Genomic DNA, 19,681 nt, shown 5'->3' with positions numbered 1-19,681 from the left:
AAGATCAATGGTGAGGTCATTCTGGTGTCCATAGGTTCCTTTGTGGACCAGAATCTGAACGTTCAGAAATCCTTTCACGCCTGCATCCTGCTGACCGTTGGACCCTGTGTCCTTTCGCCCACCGGAAATCCACCCATTTCGAGGTATGTATGAAAAGAACTGCTGTCCTGTCCACCCTGGCCCTGCTCACCGCAGCCCTCACTGTCACCACCGCCCAGGCTGCCGAGCCCCAGCACCCCTTCACGGTGGTGCGCACCCTGCAGTGGGGGTCTTTCAACCTCAACCCCTTCACCCCCAATGACCAGCACCTGCCACCGACCCTCTCTGCCATTTACGAGACCCTGTTCTTTGTGAACAACCTCAATGGCAAGGTCACCAACGTGCTGGGCACCAAATACAGGTGGTCTAAAGACAACCTGACCCTCACCGTGAACACCCGGGATGGAGTCAAGTGGAACGATGGCAAGGCATTTTCTGCAAATGACGTGGAATTCACCTTCAATTACCTCAAAAAACACAACCTGTCCAGCATCTGGAGCAGTGGCCTCACCAGTGTGACCGCCACCAATGACAACACCGTGGTGTTCAAATTCAAAGAACCCAACGCCCCCATCTTCCCGTTCATTGCCACCCAGGCCATCGTGCCAGAGCACATCTGGAGCAAGGTCCAGAACCCCACCCAGGAAACCAATCAGAAAGCCGTGGGCACCGGACCCTTCATCTTTGACAGCTACAGCCAGCAGGCCCTCAGGGTCCTGAAGAATCCCAACTACTGGATGAAAGACAAGCCTTACATTGACGCCATTGTCTGGCTTCCCACCAACGGAAACGATGCCGCCCTCCTCAAGATGCTCAAAGCCGAAGGGGACTTCTCCTACATCGGTCTGACCGATCCCAGAGCCCAGTACGCCAGCAAGGGCAAGAACAACACCTACTGGTGGCCGGTGAACAGCACCAACTTCCTGTACTTCAACAACGCCAAAGCACCCTTCAGTGACGTTGCCTTCAGAAGGGCCATTGCCCAGGGCATCAACACCGATGAGGCCGCCCTCAAGGCTTACGCAGGGGTCCTGAAGGGTGCAGATGTGAGTGCAGTGATTCCCGCCCAGAAGAAGGTGTGGTTCCCCACTACTCCGGGTGACCTGGACCTGAAATTTGATCCTGCAGCAGCAGACAGAGCACTCACTGCCGCTGGTTATAAAAAAGACAGCAATGGCCGGCGACTGGGCAAGGACGGCAAACCCCTCCCCACCTTCAGAATCCTGGTGGGTGCAGGCTGGACCGATTACATCACCCTCGCCCAGGTGGTCAGCGACAACCTCGAAGTCCTCGGGATCAACAGCACCGTGGACCAGCAGGCCTTCAGCGGGTACATCACGGAGTTCCAGACGGGCACGTACGACATGGGCGTGTCCTGGAGCTGGGGCACCGGACCCAGCCCCTACTACCTGTTCTACCAGTCCTTCCACCCCAACAACACTGCACCTGTGGGCCAGACCTCTCCCAGCAACCTGACCCGCTACACCAACCCGGTGGTCACAAAAGCGCTGGATGAGTTCCGTGCCACCAGCAATGCTGCTGCACAGAAGAAAGCCCTGGCAACCGCAGTCACCCAGGTGATGAAAGACCTGCCCTGGCTGCCCCTCACCGACAGAAGCCAGTTCGGGATCTTCAACACCACCCGTTTCACCAATTTCCCCAGCGACAAAAACCCCTATTACGATGGCAACGTCGATGATCAGGCCGGAACCAGACTCCTGTTCCTCAACGTCAAACCCCGCTGAGAACGGAGGCACACATGCAAGCCAGATTCTGACCTGCCCTGAGTTGTTCCCTTTCATCACATGCTTCTTCCAGTTTCTTTCCTCTTTCCCCCTCGGGTTCGCGCGGCAGGTGAATCCGGGGGGTTCTCTCCCCTGAAAGGAGATCCATGCCCTACCTGCTCCGCAAATTTCTGTTTCTGCTGTTCACCCTGTGGGTGGCCGTGACCCTGAATTTCATCCTGCCCAGACTGGTGCCGGGAGATCCCATCGGGGCCATGCTGGCGAAATACCAGGGCCGCTTTACCCTGGATTCCATTGACGCTTTGAGGGTTGCTTACGGTCTGGACGACAAAAGCACCCCCATCCAGCAGTACCTGACCTACCTGTGGAAACTGCTGCACGGAGACCTGGGCCGCTCGATCAGCCTGTACCCCACCCCCGTTTCAGAGGTGCTGGCCACCATCGCCCCTTACACCATCGGTCTGGTGGGCTTTTCCACCGTGATGGCCTTCCTGATCGGCAGTGCAATGGGTGTGTACAGTGCGTGGCGCATGGGAGACCTGATTGCAGACAACCTGCCGATGCTGGCCCTTTTTCTGAACAGCATGCCCTATTTCTGGCTGGCCCTGCTTCTGCTGTTCTTTCTGGCATACAAATTCAGCTTTTTCCCACTCAGCGGGGCACTCGACCCCTTTCCCGGTGCTGCTTTCAGTCTGGGGTGGTGGAAATCCCTGTTGTGGCACGGAGCACTCCCTGCCCTGACCATTGTGGTGACCTCTGCCGGAGGGTGGCTTCTCACCATGCGCAACAACGTGATCAGCGTGATGTCCGAGGATTACGTGGCTTTTGCCAGAGCAAAAGGACTCCCCAATGGCAGGATTCTGGGCCGCTATGTGCTCAGAAACGCCCTGATTCCCAGCTTCACGGGGTTTGGGATGGCCCTGGGTTTCGTGGTGGGTGGGTCGGTGCTTGTCGAGGTTGTTTTCTCCTATCCTGGTCTTGGTCTGTACCTCAACAATGCGGTTTACGCGCTGGACTATCCCCTGATGCAGGCCATCTTCCTGATGATTGCGGCCGCTGTGCTGATCGCCAACTTTGTCGTTGACCTGCTCTACAGCGTGCTTGACCCACGGGTGCGGGATGGGGGAGCGGCATGAATCAGGACCTGTTCAGGCAACCCCGTGCGATTGCAGGACTGGTGCTGCTGGGCATTCTCGTCCTCATGGGGTTGTTTGCCCCCCTGCTCACTGAATTCAATCCCAACAGAGGAGACCTGCCGTTCTGGCTTCCTCCATCGAAAGAGCACCTGCTGGGCACCACTGCACTGGGACAGGACATCTTCTCCCAGATGCTTTACGGGGCCAGACTGACCCTGTTGGTGGGTTTTGTGGCTGGAATCACCACCACCCTGATAGCGGTCACCCTTGGACTCACGGCAGCCTACTTTGGAGGCTGGGTGGATGACCTCATCAACACCCTGACCAACGTGTTTCTGGTGCTTCCCGGACTTCCCCTGCTGATTGTGGCCAGCACCTTCATGCAAGGGGGAGGGCTTTACTCCATCATTCTGGTGATCTCCTTTACCGGCTGGGCGTTTGGGGCACGGGTGATCCGTTCACAGGCCCTGGCCCTCAGGAACCGGGATTTCATCCATGCGTCCAGTGTGATCGGGGAAAGCCCCTGGCGCATCATCTTCTTTGAAATGATGCCCAACATGACTGGCCTGATCGCCGCCAACTTTTTTGGTGCAGCCCTTTATGCTGTGCTCAGCGAGGCCGCCCTGTCTTTCATCGGCCTGGGAGATGTGGGCCTGGTCACCTGGGGCACCATGCTGTTCTGGGCCGGAGCCAAGGGAGCACTCTTGCAAGGAGCCTGGTGGTGGATTGCTGCCCCAGGCCTTTGCATTTCTCTGGTCGGCACCAGTTTCGCTTTGCTGAATTTCACCATCGACCAGCTTCAGAACCCAAGATTGATGGTCAAACCTTCTCGCCGCAGAAAAGCGGTGCAACGGCAAAACACTGCGTCTCCATTGCCTGGGGTTCTGCTGGACATCCGGGACCTGAATGCCGGATACCGGACCCAGAAAGGCCAGGTGCGGGCCGTGCGAGATGTGAGCCTGACCGTGAAACCCGGAGAATTTGTAGGTCTCGCAGGAGAATCGGGCTGTGGGAAATCCACCCTGGCATTTGCGGCCACCAGACTTCTCGAAGCCCCTGGTGAGGTCTTTTCCGGCAAGTCCCTCTTGAATGGCCAGGACCTGCTTTCCCTGCCCGAAAACATCCTCAGACAGACCCGCTGGAGGGATTACTCTGTGGTCTTTCAGGCCTCCATGAACGTGCTCAATCCCATCATCAAGGTGCGCGAACAGGTCTACGACGCCATGCTGTTTCACGGGGTTACCGATAAAAAGCGCCTGGACAGCAGAGCGAAAGAACTTTTCAGGCTGGTGGGCATCCGGCCCGAGTTTCTGGACAGCTTTCCCCACCAGCTTTCCGGGGGCATGAAACAGCGGGTGGTGATTGCCATTGCCCTCGCACTGGAACCGAAACTCATCGTGATGGATGAACCCACCACGGCACTTGATGTGGTGGTCCAGCGATCCATCCTGCAGGAAATTGATCAGGTGAGGCGCAAACTGGGGATCTCCATTGTGTTCATCACGCATGACCTCTCCCTTCTTGTGGAGATGGCTGACCGCATCTGCATCATGTACGCCGGAGAGATCGTGGAGGAGGCCCCTGCCCAGCAGCTTTACCAGCACCCCCAGCACCCTTACACCCAGAAACTCATGCATGCTTTTCCACCCCTGACCGGGCCAAAAGAACGCAGAGAGGGCATTCCTGGCAGACCCCCTGCCCTGAATCGGGAACTGAAAGGCTGTCCCTTTTTTGAACGCTGTCCGGTTCGCATGGCAGGCACCTGTGACACCCACAAACCCCAGCGCACTGAAACCCTTTCAGACCATGCAGTGTCCTGCTTTTTGCACCCGCGGAACAGCAAGGAGGTGACCCGTGAAGCTCTCCGCAGGCCCTGAGCCTTTGACACAGGCCCCTCCAGCCCTGGAAGTCGTGAACCTCACCAAAGCATTTGCAGTGGGGAAATCGGGACGGTCCATTGTTGCAGTGAACAACGTCAGTTTCACCATCCACAGGGGAGAGGTGCTGGGCCTGGTGGGAGAATCAGGAAGCGGCAAGAGCACCATTGCCCGCCTGATCTCACAGCTGTACACCCCCAGCAGTGGCAGCATTCAGATTTCTGGGCAGCCTGTGCCACAACACATGAAAGGCCCTGCTCTGGCCCGCTTTCGCAAGCAGGTGCAGATGATCTTTCAGGACCCCTATGCCAGCCTGAACCCCCAGCAGCCCATCTCCTACATTCTGTCCAGACCCTTCCAGATCCACCGCCTGGCGAAAGGAAGACAGGTCCAGCAGCAGGTTCACCAGCTGTTGAATCGTGTTGGACTGTTTCCTGGAGCAAGTTATGCCCCCAAACGCCCACATGAACTTTCAGGAGGTCAACGTCAGAGGGTGAGCATTGCCCGGGCCCTTGCCGTTCAGCCCTCGGTGATCCTGGCCGATGAACCCACCAGTGCCCTCGATGTCTCAATCCGACTGGACATCATGAACCTCTTGCTGGATTTGCGGGATCAGGAAGGTCTGGCGATGCTGTTCATCACGCACGATCTGGCTGGAGCAAGGTACATGAGTGACCGCATCGCGGTGATGTACGCTGGGCACCTTGTGGAGATGGGACCTGCAGATGAGGTGATCCAGCGTCCCAGGCACCCTTACACCCAGCTCCTGAAACAGGCCGCACCCGATCCAGACGCTCACCTGAAACAGGGGCCTGTGGAGGCCAGAGGCGAAATCCCCGACCTGAAAAACCTTCCTCCAGGCTGTCCTTTTGCTCCACGCTGTCCCCACGCAAGACCCGCCTGCAGTGAGCACTTGCCCCAGATGTACACGGTGGGTTCTGGACATCAGGTCAGATGCATCCTGCATGATCCGGTGCTGAAAGGTTGAGCTGTTTCATGCAGATCCTGCACAGACTTTTTTGGACGCCTGCAGTCCTGTTGTTGCTGGGTGCGCCGGTTTCAGCTCAGGCCACACCTGTTGCAGTCACCAAAACGGAAACCACACCTGTTTTCGCACACCTGATGCCCTGGTTTGAGAGCAGGGAGTTTTCTGGTGCCTGGGGCCAGCACTGGACCATGAACACCCAGAATCCAGATGATCTGCTGGAGGACAGGCAGCAGATTGCGGCCCACCACTACCCTCTGACGGGGCCTTATGCGTCTGGTGATCCCGACCTGATCGAGTATCAACTGCTTCTGATGAAACTGTCGGGCATTGACGGGGTGATGATCGACTGGCCCGGAACCACCGTCCTGTACGACTACCCCAGAAACCGTGCAAATGCAGAAGCCCTGATCGGGCAACTGGGACGTTTTGGCCTGAAGTATGCCATGGTCTATGAGGACCAGAACGTCAGGATTGCTTTCGAGCGGGGTGTGGTGACTGACCCTCTGGCACAGGTGAGAAAGGACCTGTTGTTCCTGCAGCAGAACCATTTTTCTGACCCCCAGTATTTTCAGGTGCAAGGGCACCCCCTTTTGATGGTGTTTGGACCACAGACGGTTCAGAAGCCTTCAGACTGGGCTGATTTGCTGGAAAATTTGAATCCACAGCCCTGTCTGGTTTCCCTCTGGTATGAGGTGCAGGAGATTTCAGCAGACTGTAGAGGGGAGCACGCGTGGGTTTATCAGGATGCTCGCCCGCATCTGGAACACCTGAAATCCTTTTATGCACAGCGCCAGAATTTCGGGGTCAAGATGGGTTCGGCCTATCCAGGTTTCCATGATTTTTATCAGGAAGGGGGATGGGGTGAGGGATATTTCCACATTCCAGTGGGACTGGACACCTTCAGGCAGACGCTGGATCTGGCCCTGCGTTCAAAAGTGGACGTGGTGCAACTGGTCACCTGGAACGACCATGGGGAGGGAACCGCAATCGAGCCCACCCGCGAATTCGGATTTCAGTTCCTCACCCACCTGCAAGAGCGCCTCGGGGTTTCAGGTCTGGGAGAACAGGACCTGAAGCTTGTGCTGGAACTGTACCAGCAGCGCAAGAAACATGCAGGAAGTCCAGAGCAGCAGAAACGCCTGGATCAGGTGTCCGGTTGGATGTCGGTATTGAAGATGAATGAAGCTGCTGCACTGTTGAGGGCGCAGTAAAACAGAAGGGCAGGGCGTCTATGGAAGACGCCCTGTCCTTTGATGTCTCATTCTTCTTCTGGAAAGGGCAAGGGATCGTGCATTTTCTGGCGCAGGATCACGTAAAAGCGCTTCTTGGGTCCGGCAGCCTCCCAGTGGTCTGGAACCACCGTCTTGAATTCCAGTTCCCGTCCGGCATCCCGTTCAGCAAAGATTTTGGCGTCGTCGTAAGTGCGGGCGAGGGTCAGGAACACCCGGCGGACTTCTCCGGTGCCGGTGTTGACCGCGCTGCTGGAATAATGGGCCAAAACGAAAATCTGAACATCCATGGTTTACTTTACTCCGAGAGAACCCCATCTGGCTACGCAAAAACACCTGTTCATGGAAGAACGGGTGCAGGTCTCTTCCCTTGCAGCTCCTGGTTCAGCCAGTCGGTCAGTTTTACCCCTGAAACGGTGGTGCTGTAAAACTCGGGACGGTTGATCACACAGTGCTGCTGCCCAGGATAGACGTAGACAGAGAAATTGGGTGTGGTGGATGCCAGGGTGTTCAATTGCCTGAGGGCTGCGGTCATCCACTCTGCAGCAACGGTCTGATCAGGCTGCACAATGCCCTTCATCAGGCCGTAAAATCCGATCTGGGTGACGTCGGTGCTGCTGGTGACCTCGGACAGTCTGGCTTCGGGGTAGGTTTTGCCGATCACGTTGTACAGGGCGGCAATGTCCAGTCTGGAGGCATCTGCTCTGATGGTTTTGAGACCCTCGATCCAGTCTGGAATGGAACTGCCTGCCCCCCAGTTGTTGAAGCCAACAGCCCCGAAACTGGAAGGGGTCACCCCAAGACCTGCATCTCCGAACTGCACCACCCTCGCTCTGGGATACTGGCGGGTCAGGTAAGGGGTCGCCATGATGGACCCGTAAGCGCCCGCGCTGCATCCCGTGACCAGAATCTGGTCCAGTTCAGGGTATTTTTTGAAGATGTCACCCAGGACAGCCTGCGTATTGACGGCCCCTTTGTGGTGCACCGTGCCATTTTTGTACTTCACCACTTTGTTTCCCAGATGCACATCTGCAGTGCAGTAGGGCACAAACACGTGAGACCAGTCTTTCACCGGGTTGGATGCATTGCGTTTGTCGTAGATTCCCACAGCTCCTGGAGCCTGAAGGCTGCTCAGGTTGGGCACATAGGTGTTGCTGCCCGCACCGCAGGTCAGGTCATTCCAGCAGGCCCCTCCCCCCATGAAATCGACCACCAGTTTTTTCGGGTTGGCGCGAAGTTCGTAGTAGCGGTAAGGGGTGCCGTCGGAGCAGAGGGTGTCTCCTCTGGTGGGAACACTGGTCCATGTGGGGTTTTCCTGTGCGAGGGTGCCAGCACAACTCAGCAAGATGGTGGTGATCAGGGTCTTTTTCAGCATGATCTGGCTCCAAATTTGAACTGTCTTCAAGAACAGCACCATTTTGCCCAGCAGAGAGATGAGAAATTGTGGCCTCATCAGGTCGTCTTCAGGATGGAGAGGTGGGTTTCAGAGGCATGTGTTCCTGCTGCAGCCCACGCAGCCATCCCAGGACCAGCACGAGCAGGCCCATGCCCAGCAGGTAGGGCAGAGGAGCAAAGAGGGGTGAAATCAGACCGGCCCCACTCAGGCAAAGGGAGTTGATGCCCATGATCACCCCAAAGCTTTTTGCGCGGTGTTCCGCAGGCAGCATCAGTTGCAGGGCGGTCACAGCAGCAATTTCCAGCAAGCTGAGTCCGGTCCCCAGCATTCCAGCCGCACCCAGCCACACTGGAGTCAGATTCAGCCAGCACAACGGAGCGGCAATCCCCATCAGGGTGGCCCCTGCAATGAGTTGCTTTGACATGTGCTTCTGGGGCAGCAGACCGCTCAGCACCATGCCCAGCAGCGCTCCCACGGAAATTCCTGCTTCAAACCACCCGTACCCTTTTGCCCCCAGCCCCAGGTCCACAAAATGGCCGGGCATCAGGGTGTTCAGGGAGGCCAGCATCAGGTTCAGCATCCCGCTGAGCAGCATCAAAACCACACTGCCTTGCAGCCGAAACAGTTCAAACAGCCCCTGCTTCAGGTCGAGCATGAAATGCACAGGCACAGAAGACTGGCGTTCAGGAAAAGCCATGAAAAGCAGTGGCACCACAGCCAGCAGGGTCAGCCCTGCACATCCGAACAGCAGCATGGAAGGCTCCATGTGACCCATCAGCATCCCTGCAAGACCATATCCGGCCAGTGGGAGCCCCATGCTGATCCCTGTGAGCAGGGTGTTGGCCTGCTTCAGGCGGTCCTCTCCAGCGAGAGCAGGGACCAGTGCACTGGACGCTGTGCCAGAGAAGGTGGCAAGCAGGCCGTTGATGGCCCCGGCCACACAGACCCACCACAGGTGCTCTGACCCCTGGGCCACACCAATCAGCAGCAGGGCACGGAGCAACAGCACCACCACCAGCGGGAGTTTCAGGTGCATGCGGTCTGCCAGGGTCCCCAGCAAGGGAGCAAAAAAACGTGGCAGGGTGGAGGCACTGAGCACCCAGCCCAGACCCTGTGTTCCAGCATGAGGAAGCACCAGATAGGGGAGGACCACCACGGTTGCCGCATCAGAGAGGGTGCTGAAGGTCAGGCTGGACAGGTACATCCGGAAAGGCCACACAGAAGGTTCCGGCGCAGAAACCCTGGAAAAGGAGGTGTTCATGGCTTCAGTCTGGAGGTAAGCTACTTCAAATGAAGCCAGAATTTTTAGGTGGCTCCCCGGACCGCTGGTGCATCATCGAAGACCCCGAGCAGGCCCGCCTGATCCTGCGATCATCGAGCAGCAAAGTGTTTGAGGCCCTGCTCGCCAGAGAACGCACCCTCAGCGACCTGAAAGCAGAACTGGGCATGAGCCTGGAAAACCTGCACTACCACATCGGCAAACTGCTTGACCATGACCTGATCGAGGTGAAACGCACCATTCCCGGTCCAGGCCGCCCCCTCAAGGTGTACAGCACCCTTTATCAGGCCTATGACATCCCCTTTGACCTGACCCCCTATGAAGGGGCATATGAGATGATTTTGCACCAGCAGGAACAGGTCGCCAGACGCATCGCCCGCAATTACGCCGCCATCATGGATGAAGTCGGGTTTCGCAGCAGAAGGATTTATTTCGATGAGGAAACCGGACAGGTGTCCTCACACGGTGCCCCTGACCCCAGAGCCCCACAGGCGGAACTTCCCGAATCCCTGGGACATGATTTCACGCTGGATCTGAAACTCAGCCAGCAACAGGCCACGGAACTCCGGCAGGAATTGCAGGACCTGATGGAAAAATACCGCCGCATGACCCTTGAAGGCAGACCCTACCTGCTGAGCTGCGTGATGTGCGCAGACGTCTCAGGGACCTGATCTTGACCAGCGAGGGTTCCAGGATTCACCTTCTGCTTTCTGCCCTCGGCCTCACTTCCTGAAGTGACCGCCAAAGCAAAGAGACAACACAAAATCTTTACAATAAGGCCATGCGAGTTTCCCGCCCCTGGATGATGCTCGGTTTATCGATGGTTCTTTCCGCTGCAGCAGCGCAAACCGCCATCACCAAAACCAGTTTGAATTTGAGAGAAGCCCCTTCAGCAAGTGCCCCCATCCGTCAGGTTCTGGAAGCTGGACGGACCGTTTACATCTGGAATGAAATTTTCGATGCCAACTACAACCCCGACTGGTCGCAGGTGCTGATCGGCAACCAGGTCGGATGGGTCAAGAGCGATTACTTGAGTTACGAGAAGGCCGTGCGGGTCGGCAGTTTTGATGATGCCTACTTTGGTCAGGCCGCCCGGGTCAAGGAAGCCTTCAAGCTCAAATTCAACCCCGATCCCGAAGTTGCCCTGGACACCGAGTGGCTGGTGCGGGTCCAGAAGGTGAACGAAGATTATTTTGTGCGCCGCAACAATGCAGATCTGCTGCCTTACGCTGGGGACCCCCTGAGTTTCAGGCAGAAACCCACGGTGGAGACCAGCGGTGACACCACCCATCTGGTTTTCAGTTTTCCTGCCCTGACCGCAGGAGGATACGTGGTGTCTCTGGCCCGTGCCTCCAGCCCCAATGCCATTGTTTCCTCCATTCCGCTTTACATCTCCAACCTCTCGGTGGTCACCAAGAACACGCCAGATCAGGTGCATTTCTGGGCTGTGGATGTGAAGACCGGACTGCCTGTGCAGAATGCGGACGTGCAGATGTTCACGCTTCAGGGAGGGCAACTGGTCAGCCTTGGTGCAGGGAAGACCGGCAAACAGGGGACCCTCAGCCTCAAGGCCCCCAGAGACCAGAAAATCAATTATCTGGTGACGGATGGCACCTCCCAGGCTTACACTCCGCCGGAAAACACCACTCCAGTGGGAGAGGCATACCGCACGCTGGTTCTCACGGATCGTCCCCTGTACCAGCAGACGGACACCGTGCAGATCACCGGGGTGGCCAGACAGCATGCCGGCGGAGGATACAAAGTCTACAGTGGTCCTGCCACCCTCAGGCTGATCGATCCACAGGGGAACACCATCTTCAACAAGGCCCTGAAACTGGACAACCTGGGGGCCTTCCGGGAAGACCTCCCGATGAATTTTTCCAGTACGGGGACTTACCGGGCAGAAGTGGTGATTTCCACTGCGGCCCCCTTTAAGGACCAACCCACCGAAGATGTCAGCTTTGCTCCTTTTCTGGTGCAACCTTACGTAAAGCCCAGCTTTGATCTGACCCTCGGCCTCCCAGAAGAAGTCCTGGCAGGAGAGGCCACCCTGAAGTTGCAGAGCACCCTGTACTCGGGAGGAAAAACCAATGCAAAAGTGGATGTTTTCTCCGTGCAGGGTTATGGGGATGATTTCTACTGGGGTTACGAAAACAGCCGTGGGGGGCTCACCGAAGAGGATTATCAGGACAATCCCGCTTACGAGCTGTATGGTGGAACCTACGACCCCACCGACACCGAGTCCCGGGTGGCACAGACCACACTCCAAAATGGGGAGGGAAGTGTCAAGCTGCAGTTCAAACCCAGAGACAGCAAACCCACCCCCTACCACCTGACCGTGCGGGCCCTGGATGAGTTTGGCCGCAAAGTCGTTGCCCAGAAGCAGGTGATGGTGTATCCCAGCAACCTGGTGCTCACGGCCAGTGTTCCCAATACCATCAGGGCGAAGGCTGCAGTGCCCATCAGCCTGCATGCCCGCAAGGTGGGCAGCAGTCAGGCTGTGGGCAACCAGTCACTCGAGATCAAGGTCATCCGCAGCACCTGGGAATGGGACACCCAGAAGCAGGAGTGGAAGGAAAAAGTCCTGCAGACCTATGGCACCCAGGTCAAAACCGACGCTTCAGGCAAGGCCACCCTCAATTTCACTCCAACAGGCAGTGGCAGCATCCGCATGGAGGTTTCCGCCAGGGACGAGAAGAACAGGGCAGCCAGCATGACCCAACCTGTGGGCTGGATTCCCGAAGAAACAGTCGTCCTTCCCGCCAACGACAGCTTTGAAATCAGCACCCCGGGTCAGGCCTTCAAAGTGGGAGACACGGTTCCGGTGACCCTCACCAGCAACCTGCCAAAAGACACCCTGGTCTGGCTGACCGCTGAGAGCAGCACCCTCCTCCAGCAGCAACAGGTCAAGATCACCGGCAAAGAAACGAAAGCAACCCTCAAGATCACGCCAGACATGCAACCCGGATTCTGGGTCAACGCTGTGTACCACCGTGCAGGCAAACCGGTCACGGTGATCTACCGCAGTTTTGTGCATGTGCCTGCTCAGGGCAAGAACCTGCAGGTCAAAGTGACCCCCGAGAAAAACACCCTGAAACCCGGTGAATCCTCCAGGGTAAGGGTGGAAACCTCACTGAATGGAAAACCTGTGTCTGCCTGGGTGACGGTGGGTGCCGTGAATGAAGCGGTTTATGCCCTGGTGGAAGATGCCATTCCAGACCCCTGGAGGTACTTCTGGGGGGTGCCTTACGGCCTGGACGTGAACACCACCACCTCCCTCCCGGCCGGGTTCCCGCCTGAAAACGGTGGGGGTGGAGGGGACATGGCTGGAGCCTTCCCCCGTTCCAGATTCAAGGATACGGCCTTCTTCCAATCTGTGACCACAGACAAAAAGGGTGTGGCCCTGGTCAATTTCACCCTCCCGGAGGATGTGGCCCAGTACCGCATCCTGGCCCGGGGCGTCACCCCGGACACCGCGACAGGTGAATCCCGCAGCGCAATCAAAGCCACCCTGGGGTTCTATGTGCGTCTCTCGGCACCAACGTTCCTGACACATGGAGACGAAACCACCGTTTACACCACCGTGCACAACCAGACCAAAGACAACCTGCAGGTGGCGGTCAGCTTCAAACTGCCCAGCGGAACGGTGAAGAAAACCGTGGCTGTGGAAGCCAATGGCATGACCGTGGTGCCCTGGATCATCAAAGCTCCTGAAGCGGCTTCCCTCACCCTGGAGACCAGTGCCACCAGCGGAACCCTCTCTGACGCAGTTTCAGTGATGGTGCCTGTCCGGGACGCCGGTACAGACTTTGAATTGACCCGCACCGGAGAGGCCAACGGCAATGCGCTGGAGAAACTGAATGTGCCTCCCACAGCAGACCAGGCCCAGATCGGGGTCTTTGTGGCTGCAAGTCCACTGCTCGGTGCAGTGAGCACACTGGATGACCTGATCCGCGAAGACGAGAAAAACCCACTGGATGCTGTTCTGGCAGCTTACTTTGTGGCCCAGGCCAAGAAAGCCCTCGGACTTGATCCGGTGCGTGCCCAGGCCCTGCTCCGCCAGAACCTGCAGCACCTGATGGCCCAGCAAGGTCTGGACTCTGGGGGCTTTGCCTGGGCTTCTGGAAAGGCCAGCACGTTCTACACCCTGGAAGCCCTCACAGCCATCGGGCAGACCCTGAGTGATGGTCTGGATTACTCCCAGTACAATTTCCGGTACGCTCTGAATTACCTGAAAGACAGCAAGACCGATTCCAGCACCTACGAATACCAGAAAATGCTCCACTTCATGGGGCAGGACAACAACCTCAAGACCTTCTCACCTCGCACCCCGGAACAGGCAGCAGAACTCGCATTCATTTTGCAGGACCAGAACCTGTACCGCACGGCCCTCAAGGACCAGATGAAAGACAGCCAGGGCCTGAGCATTGACAGCAAGCTGGAAGCCACCAGTTATGCCCTCCTCGCAGCATTGCAGCTCAAAAAAGACGAGGCGAAGGACTTTGCCCGCTGGCTTGCGGCAAAACTGCAAGGCAGCACCCCAAGAAGCACAGCCCAGAGTGCTCTCGCTTCTTTCGCTGTTGCAGCTTACCTGCAAGGAGCGGGAATGGTGCAGCTTTCTGAACCCGTGACAGTCAATGTGAATGGCAAAACCCAGACCCTGAGCCGAATCCCTGCGCTGGGAACCACCCTTTACTTTGATGGAAAACCTGGTCAGAACACGGTGCAGATCAGCAGCAGCCAGCCTTACTTCTACAGCCTGAATGCCCGCTACCTGACCGCCAGTGCTGCTGTGGAAACAGATGCGTTCAGCCTGGAACGCAATTACAGCACCACCACCCTGAAAGACAACGCCACCACCGAAGTGCGCCTGAAAATCAAACTGAAAAAGCCAGTGCAGCACCTCAAACTCACAGACCCCATCCCTGCAGGCTTCGAGACCCTGGACCCCAGTGCCTATCAGGATGTTCAGCCCTCTGCCACAACGACCCTGTGGGCCAGCAAAGAACACCTTGATGGGGCCACCGTGATCTACCTCGATGATCTGAAGGCTGGAGAGTACACCATCAGCTACAAACTCCGCTCTCTGGCCCCTGGAACCTACACCAGTGCAGCCCCCAGCCTGATCGATCCAGACACGGGCCTGAAAGCCAGCGGCAAAGCCACCGTGCTGACGGTCAAGCCCTGACCGTTCACAGTGGACAGTTCACAGCGAGATGTTTTCTCAAAACGCATTCCCAGACAAAAGGGTCATGCAAAAAGAGGCGCTGCAAAGCGCCTCTTTCTCATGTGTAGAATTCACCGCACAGGAAGGTCATATTCCCGGAGCACCCCAACCGTCTGGTCCACCAGATCTGCAGGTGCCGCAGGGGTATCGGTCAGGAGGTAAGGAAGGCCAAGAGCCTGCCATTTGTGCTCTCCCAGTTTGTGAAAGGGCAGCACCTCCACCCGTTCCACTCCCTGCAAGGTGCACACAAATCGTCCGAGCTCACGAACATCTTCAGGATCATCGGTGACTCCCGGGACCAGCACGTAGCGAATCCACATCTTCTTCCCCAGTCGGGAAAGCCGCTCTGCGAAATCCAGCGTGGGCTGCAGGTTCACTCCAGTCAGGTCATGGTATTTCTCGGGCCGGATGTGTTTGATGTCCAGCAGCACCAGATCCACATTGTCCAGCCATTCATCAGAGATTTTGGTGTGCAGGTAGCCCTGGGTGTCGAGTGCGGTGTGCAGGCCCATTGCCTTGAGCTCTTTCAGGACCTCACCCACGAATTCAGACTGCACCAGAGGCTCACCCCCTGAGATGGTCACCCCTCCGGCCCTCTTCAGGAAGGTTTTGTAGGGTTTCACCTCATTGAGAACTTCCTGAACGGTGTATTCCTTGCCCTGCCTTAAGGCCCAGGTGTCGGGGTTGTGGCAGTACCAGCACCTGAGCATGCAGCCCTGCATGAAGAGCATGAAGCGCATGCCCGGACCGTCCACGGCGGCGGCGGTTTCAATGCTGTGAATGTATCCGGTGTCATGCATGGTGGGGTCTCCTTGGCAGAACGGGTACAGGTGATGGGGTGTAGGGGCGGGCCACTGGCTCGCCCCATCTGTCACATCCGCGTATGGAACGTCCGGTTGATCACGTCCTGCTGCTGTTCACGGGTGAGTTTCACGAAGTTCACAGCATAACCCGAGACGCGAATGGTGAGCTGCGGGTACAGTTCGGGGTGGTTCATGGCGTGGATCAGGGTGTCGCGGTTCAAGACGTTGACGTTCACATGGTGTCCTCCGGCTTCTGCGAAGGCGTCCAGGCAGTTGGTCAGGTTGGTGATCCGCTCGTCCAGAGTTTTGCCAAGGGCATCCGGGGTGGCGCTTGCGGTCCAGCTGATGCCGTCCTGGGCGTATTCGTAGGGGATCTTGGCCACACTGGCACCCGAGGCGATGAAGCCTTTTTTGTCGCGCCCGTTCATGGGGTTGGCTCCGGGGGCGAAGGGTTCACCTGCACGGCGACCATCGGGGGTGTTGCCGGTTTTCTTGCCGTAGACCACGTTGCTGGTGATGGTCAGGACGCTCTGGGTGGGGACGGCATTGCGGTAGGTGGGGTACTGTTTGATCTTCTGCATGAAGGTCTGAACGAGTTCCACCGCGATCTGGTCGGCCCGCTCATCGTTGTTGCCGTAGGCGGGGTATTCGCCTTCGATTTCGTAATCCACAGCGATGCCACGTGCGTCCCGGATGACTTTGACCTTCGCGTACTTCATGGCGCTCAGGCTGTCGGCGGTGACGCTCAGGCCCGCGATGCCGCAGGCAAGGGTGCGCAGGATGTCCCGGTCATGGAGGGCCATTTCGATGCGTTCGTAGGCGTATTTGTCGTGCGAGTAGTGGATGCTGTTCAGGGCCTGAACGTAGGTGCGGGCCAGCCAGTCCATCATTTTGTCGAACTTCGCGTACACCTCTTCAAAATCCAGGTATTCACTGGTGATGGGTTCGAATCCGGGGGCCACCACTGCGCCAGAGAGTTCGTCTTTGCCTCCGTTGATGGCGTACAGCAGGGCTTTGGCCAGATTGGCGCGGGCTCCGAAGAACTGCATCTGTTTGCCGATCCGCATGGCACTCACGCAACAGGCAATCCCGTAATCGTCTCCCCAGTAGGGGCGCATCAGGTCATCGTTTTCGTACTGGATGCTGCTGGTCTCAATCGAGACTCTGGCGCAGAAGTCCTTGAAGCCCTGGGGCAGTTCGGTGCTCCACAGCACGGTCAGGTTGGGTTCGGGTGCAGGCCCGAGGTTGAAGAGGGTGTTGAGAATGCGGAAGCTGCTTTTCGTCACCAGAGGCCGTCCGTCTTCGCCCATGCCACCCACGCATTCGGTGACCCAGGTGGGATCTCCGCTGAAAAGCTGGTCGTACTCGGGGGTCCTCAGGAAGCGCACGATGCGCAGTTTGATCACCAGATCGTCGATCAGTTCCTGGGCGTCTGTTTCGGTCAGGAGGCCATCTCTCAGGTCGCGCTCGAAGTACACATCCAGGAAGGTGGAGATGCGCCCGATGGACATGGCGGCACCGTTCTGCTCCTTGACTGCTGCGAGGTAGGCCAGGTACAGCCACTGCACGGCCTCGCGGGCATTTTCGGCAGGTCTGGAGAGGTCAAAGCCGTAACCCTGGCCCATCTGCTTCAGTTCCTGCAGTGCGCGGTACTGCTCAGAGAGTTCTTCACGCTGGCGCAGCACATCGTCCGTGAAGGCCACCTGATCAAGCTCAGCGTACTCACGCTGTTTGTCTTTCATCAGGAAATCCACACCGTACAGGGCCACACGGCGGTAATCCCCGATGATGCGTCCCCGTCCGTAGGCGTCAGGCAGTCCAGTGATGACGCCGGATTTGCGGGCGGCGCGAATTTCAGGGCTGTACACATCGAAGACCGCTTTGTTGTGGTCCTTGCGGTACAGGTTGAAGGTTTTTTCAAGCTCGGGGTCCAGGGTGAAACCGTAGGCTTCCAGGCCCGATTTGACCATGCGGATGCCCCCGAAGGGCATGATGGCCCGTTTTAAGGGTGCATCGGTCTGCAGGCCCACGATGAGTTCCAGGTTTCTGTTGATGTACCCGGGTTTGTGGGCGGTGATGCTGGAACCGATGTCACTGGAGACATCCAGAACCCCTTTTTCCCGTTCAAGTTTCAGCAGTTCAGACAGTTCTTCCCAGAGCTTGTGGGTGCGCTCGGTGGCCTGTGCCAGGAATGTGTCGTTTCCGGTGTAGGGAGTGTAGTTGTCCTGAATGAACTGTCGGACATTCACGCTGTTTTTCCAGGTGTCCCCTGCAAATTCGCGCCATGCATTGGAAGTGGGGTTAAAGGTCTGGGTCATGTGGACGGCTCCTTTCCAGCCGGGCTTGTGCAATCGTTCACTTGCCCAATGTCATTATTCTTCTGTGGGGATGGGCTTAATGTCCCAGTGACACCAATTCACTGGATATTGGATCTAAAACAGTCTAGTACACAGGGCATGACAGGAAAATTTGAATTTTGTCCCCATGAATGTTAAAAATCTTTAACCCAGGAATGCCCATCCGGGCAAAATGTACACCCTTGCTGTCAGGAGATCTGTCCTGAATTCTGACCTCAAAACACAAAAGAGGTGGCCATGGCCACCTCCTCGACTTTCACAGATTATTCTCTGCTGGCGTGCAGAATCTGACCTCCGGCAAGAACCTCCAGCGTCATCCCTTCAGGGGTCTTCTTGAAGGTCAACTCCGAATCCAGTGCACTCAGGTAGAAACGGTCCTCTGCCTCGGGCAGCAACTGGAAGATGCCCTGCCCCGGAATCTCCAGCATCATCATTCCTGCATGCACGTAGAACCTCAGGGACAGGGGGGCCTCCACAGCCTTGTAGCTGCCCTCATAGCCTTTCAAGACCGTCTCAGGCACAGAGACCAGCGTTCTGGGAGTGGGGAGTTTCACAGGAACGTCGAAACGGGTCTTGATCAGATCCATCACCAGTTCGGTGCTGGAGATGCCTTCCACATTGGAGGTCACGGTCATGCTGATTTTTTCTTCTGGGAAGTACACCGTCACCGCATTGAACCCATTGATGTTGCCCCCGTGGGACACCGCCTGATGCCCGAACATGTCTCCGGTCCCGACCCCATAACCGTAGCTCGAAAATCCTGGCTCATTGCCAATTTTCACATGTGGAGCAGAAAAAGCCTTGATGCTCTCGGGGGTCAGCAGTTTTCCTTCAAACAGGCTGGGAAGCCACTGGCTCAGTTCGCTGGCGGTGGCAAAAAGCCCTCCTGCAGGTCCAGCAATTTCCACGTTGTGGGCCTCAGGCAACCGGAAACTTGCACCATCCAGCACGTAACCACTCGCACGGTTTTTCACCAGATCCAGTCTGGAATGAAAGGCGATCTTCTTGAATCCCAGCGGAGCGAGCACATGCTCGGTGATGTACTGCTGGTAGGGCATTCCAGAAGCCTTCTCAATCACCCGGCCCAGCAAGGTGTACCCGGAGTTGCTGTAGGAAAAGTGGTCTCCCGGCGCAAACTCCAGGGGTTTCTCCCTGAACATCTCCACAATTTTCTCCTGAGAGATGTTCTGCTTCTGGGTCTCGATGAAGCCCGGAAAGGACGTGAAACTCGGAACGCCGGAAGTGTGGGTCAGCAGATGATGCAGGGTGACCTGATCTCCATAAGCAAAGCCAGCAAGAAACTTGCTCAGGGGATCGGTGACTTTCAGTTTGCCCTGCTCCTGGAGTTTCAGGATGGCAACGGCAGTGAAACTCTTGGACACCGAACCGATTTCAAATACCGTCTCTGCAGAGTTGGGGACTTCGAATTCAACGTTTGCCAGACCTGCAGACTGTTGAAAAATCACCTTGCCCTTTTCACGGATGACCACATCCCCCATGAAGTGGCGGGCGTTCTGGTGTGCACCAACCACAGCAGCGTAATCAGGGGCGGCCAGAGCCGAACCAAGTGAAAGGGGAAGAAGGAGTGTCAGAAGTTTTTGCATG

Annotated in this window: 13 protein-coding genes; 7 read left to right on the top strand and 6 right to left on the bottom strand. The window is 57.1% G+C overall.

Annotation, left to right across the window (positions count from 1 at the left end; genetic code table 11):
• Positions 1 to 149 precede the first annotated feature (149 nt).
• The 5 genes from DC3_RS00305 (at position 150) to DC3_RS00285 (ending at position 6,996) form a co-directional block, all read left to right on the top strand.
• The gene (locus tag DC3_RS00305) at positions 150 to 1,784 is read left to right on the top strand and encodes an ABC transporter substrate-binding protein (protein WP_146881588.1); all 1,635 of its coding nucleotides are present in this window, start codon (positions 150 to 152) and stop codon (positions 1,782 to 1,784) included.
• Between the two features lie 146 nt (positions 1,785 to 1,930).
• A complete protein-coding gene (locus DC3_RS00300; RefSeq protein WP_146881587.1) occupies positions 1,931 to 2,920 on the top strand; it encodes an ABC transporter permease in 990 nt (329 codons plus the stop codon).
• Positions 2,917 to 4,797, top strand: a complete 1,881-nt coding sequence (locus DC3_RS00295) for a dipeptide/oligopeptide/nickel ABC transporter permease/ATP-binding protein (RefSeq protein ID WP_146881586.1) — start codon at positions 2,917 to 2,919, stop codon at positions 4,795 to 4,797. Before DC3_RS00300 ends, DC3_RS00295 begins: the two co-directional genes overlap by 4 nt.
• Entirely contained in the window at positions 4,775 to 5,785 is a 1,011-nt protein-coding gene (locus DC3_RS00290) for an ABC transporter ATP-binding protein (protein WP_246130493.1), read from the top strand. The genes DC3_RS00295 and DC3_RS00290 overlap by 23 nt, the downstream gene beginning before the upstream one ends.
• A gap of 8 nt (positions 5,786 to 5,793) precedes the next feature.
• Positions 5,794 to 6,996, top strand: a complete 1,203-nt coding sequence (locus DC3_RS00285) for a glycoside hydrolase family 99 protein (RefSeq protein WP_146881585.1) — start codon at positions 5,794 to 5,796, stop codon at positions 6,994 to 6,996.
• Positions 6,997 to 7,043: 47 nt separating this feature from the next.
• Here the strand turns inward: DC3_RS00285 and DC3_RS00280 are convergent, their stop codons facing one another.
• The 3 genes from DC3_RS00280 to DC3_RS00270 form a co-directional block, all read right to left on the bottom strand.
• The gene (locus DC3_RS00280; protein ID WP_146881584.1) at positions 7,044 to 7,304 is read right to left on the bottom strand and encodes a hypothetical protein; all 261 of its coding nucleotides are present in this window, start codon (positions 7,302 to 7,304) and stop codon (positions 7,044 to 7,046) included.
• 50 nt (positions 7,305 to 7,354) lie between these two features.
• On the bottom strand, positions 7,355 to 8,389 hold the full coding sequence (locus DC3_RS00275; RefSeq protein ID WP_186815732.1) for a pectin acetylesterase-family hydrolase: 1,035 nt from the start codon (positions 8,387 to 8,389) through the stop codon (positions 7,355 to 7,357).
• An 88-nt stretch (positions 8,390 to 8,477) separates the two neighbouring features.
• Entirely contained in the window at positions 8,478 to 9,671 is a 1,194-nt protein-coding gene (locus tag DC3_RS00270; RefSeq protein WP_146881582.1) for an MFS transporter, read from the bottom strand.
• Positions 9,672 to 9,700: 29 nt separating this feature from the next.
• On the opposite strand from DC3_RS00270, the gene DC3_RS00265 reads away from it, so the two are divergent.
• Both DC3_RS00265 and DC3_RS00260 read left to right on the top strand, forming a co-directional pair.
• Positions 9,701 to 10,360, top strand: coding sequence for a winged helix-turn-helix domain-containing protein (locus DC3_RS00265; protein WP_146881581.1), 660 nt, complete (start codon positions 9,701 to 9,703; stop codon positions 10,358 to 10,360).
• 110 nt (positions 10,361 to 10,470) lie between these two features.
• Positions 10,471 to 14,877, top strand: a complete 4,407-nt coding sequence (locus tag DC3_RS00260) for an alpha-2-macroglobulin family protein (protein ID WP_146881580.1) — start codon at positions 10,471 to 10,473, stop codon at positions 14,875 to 14,877.
• Between the two features lie 110 nt (positions 14,878 to 14,987).
• Here DC3_RS00260 and pflA read toward each other — a convergent pair whose 3' ends face one another.
• The 3 genes from pflA to DC3_RS00245 form a co-directional block, all read right to left on the bottom strand.
• Positions 14,988 to 15,716, bottom strand: coding sequence for a pyruvate formate-lyase-activating protein (gene pflA, locus DC3_RS00255; protein ID WP_146881579.1), 729 nt, complete (start codon positions 15,714 to 15,716; stop codon positions 14,988 to 14,990).
• A gap of 71 nt (positions 15,717 to 15,787) precedes the next feature.
• Positions 15,788 to 18,037: a formate C-acetyltransferase gene (pflB, locus tag DC3_RS00250; protein WP_146881578.1), complete on the bottom strand. Its 2,250-nt coding sequence runs from the start codon at positions 18,035 to 18,037 to the stop codon at positions 15,788 to 15,790.
• A 302-nt stretch (positions 18,038 to 18,339) separates the two neighbouring features.
• Positions 18,340 to 19,680, bottom strand: coding sequence for a serine hydrolase domain-containing protein (locus DC3_RS00245; RefSeq protein ID WP_146881577.1), 1,341 nt, complete (start codon positions 19,678 to 19,680; stop codon positions 18,340 to 18,342).
• Position 19,681 lies beyond the last annotated feature (1 nt).

It is taken from the genome of Deinococcus cellulosilyticus NBRC 106333 = KACC 11606, from assembly GCF_007990775.1.
GTDB classification, from domain to species: domain Bacteria; phylum Deinococcota; class Deinococci; order Deinococcales; family Deinococcaceae; genus Deinococcus_C; species Deinococcus_C cellulosilyticus.
Note: the sequence above shows the minus strand (reverse complement) of the source record. Positions and strands in the feature narration are given on the sequence as shown.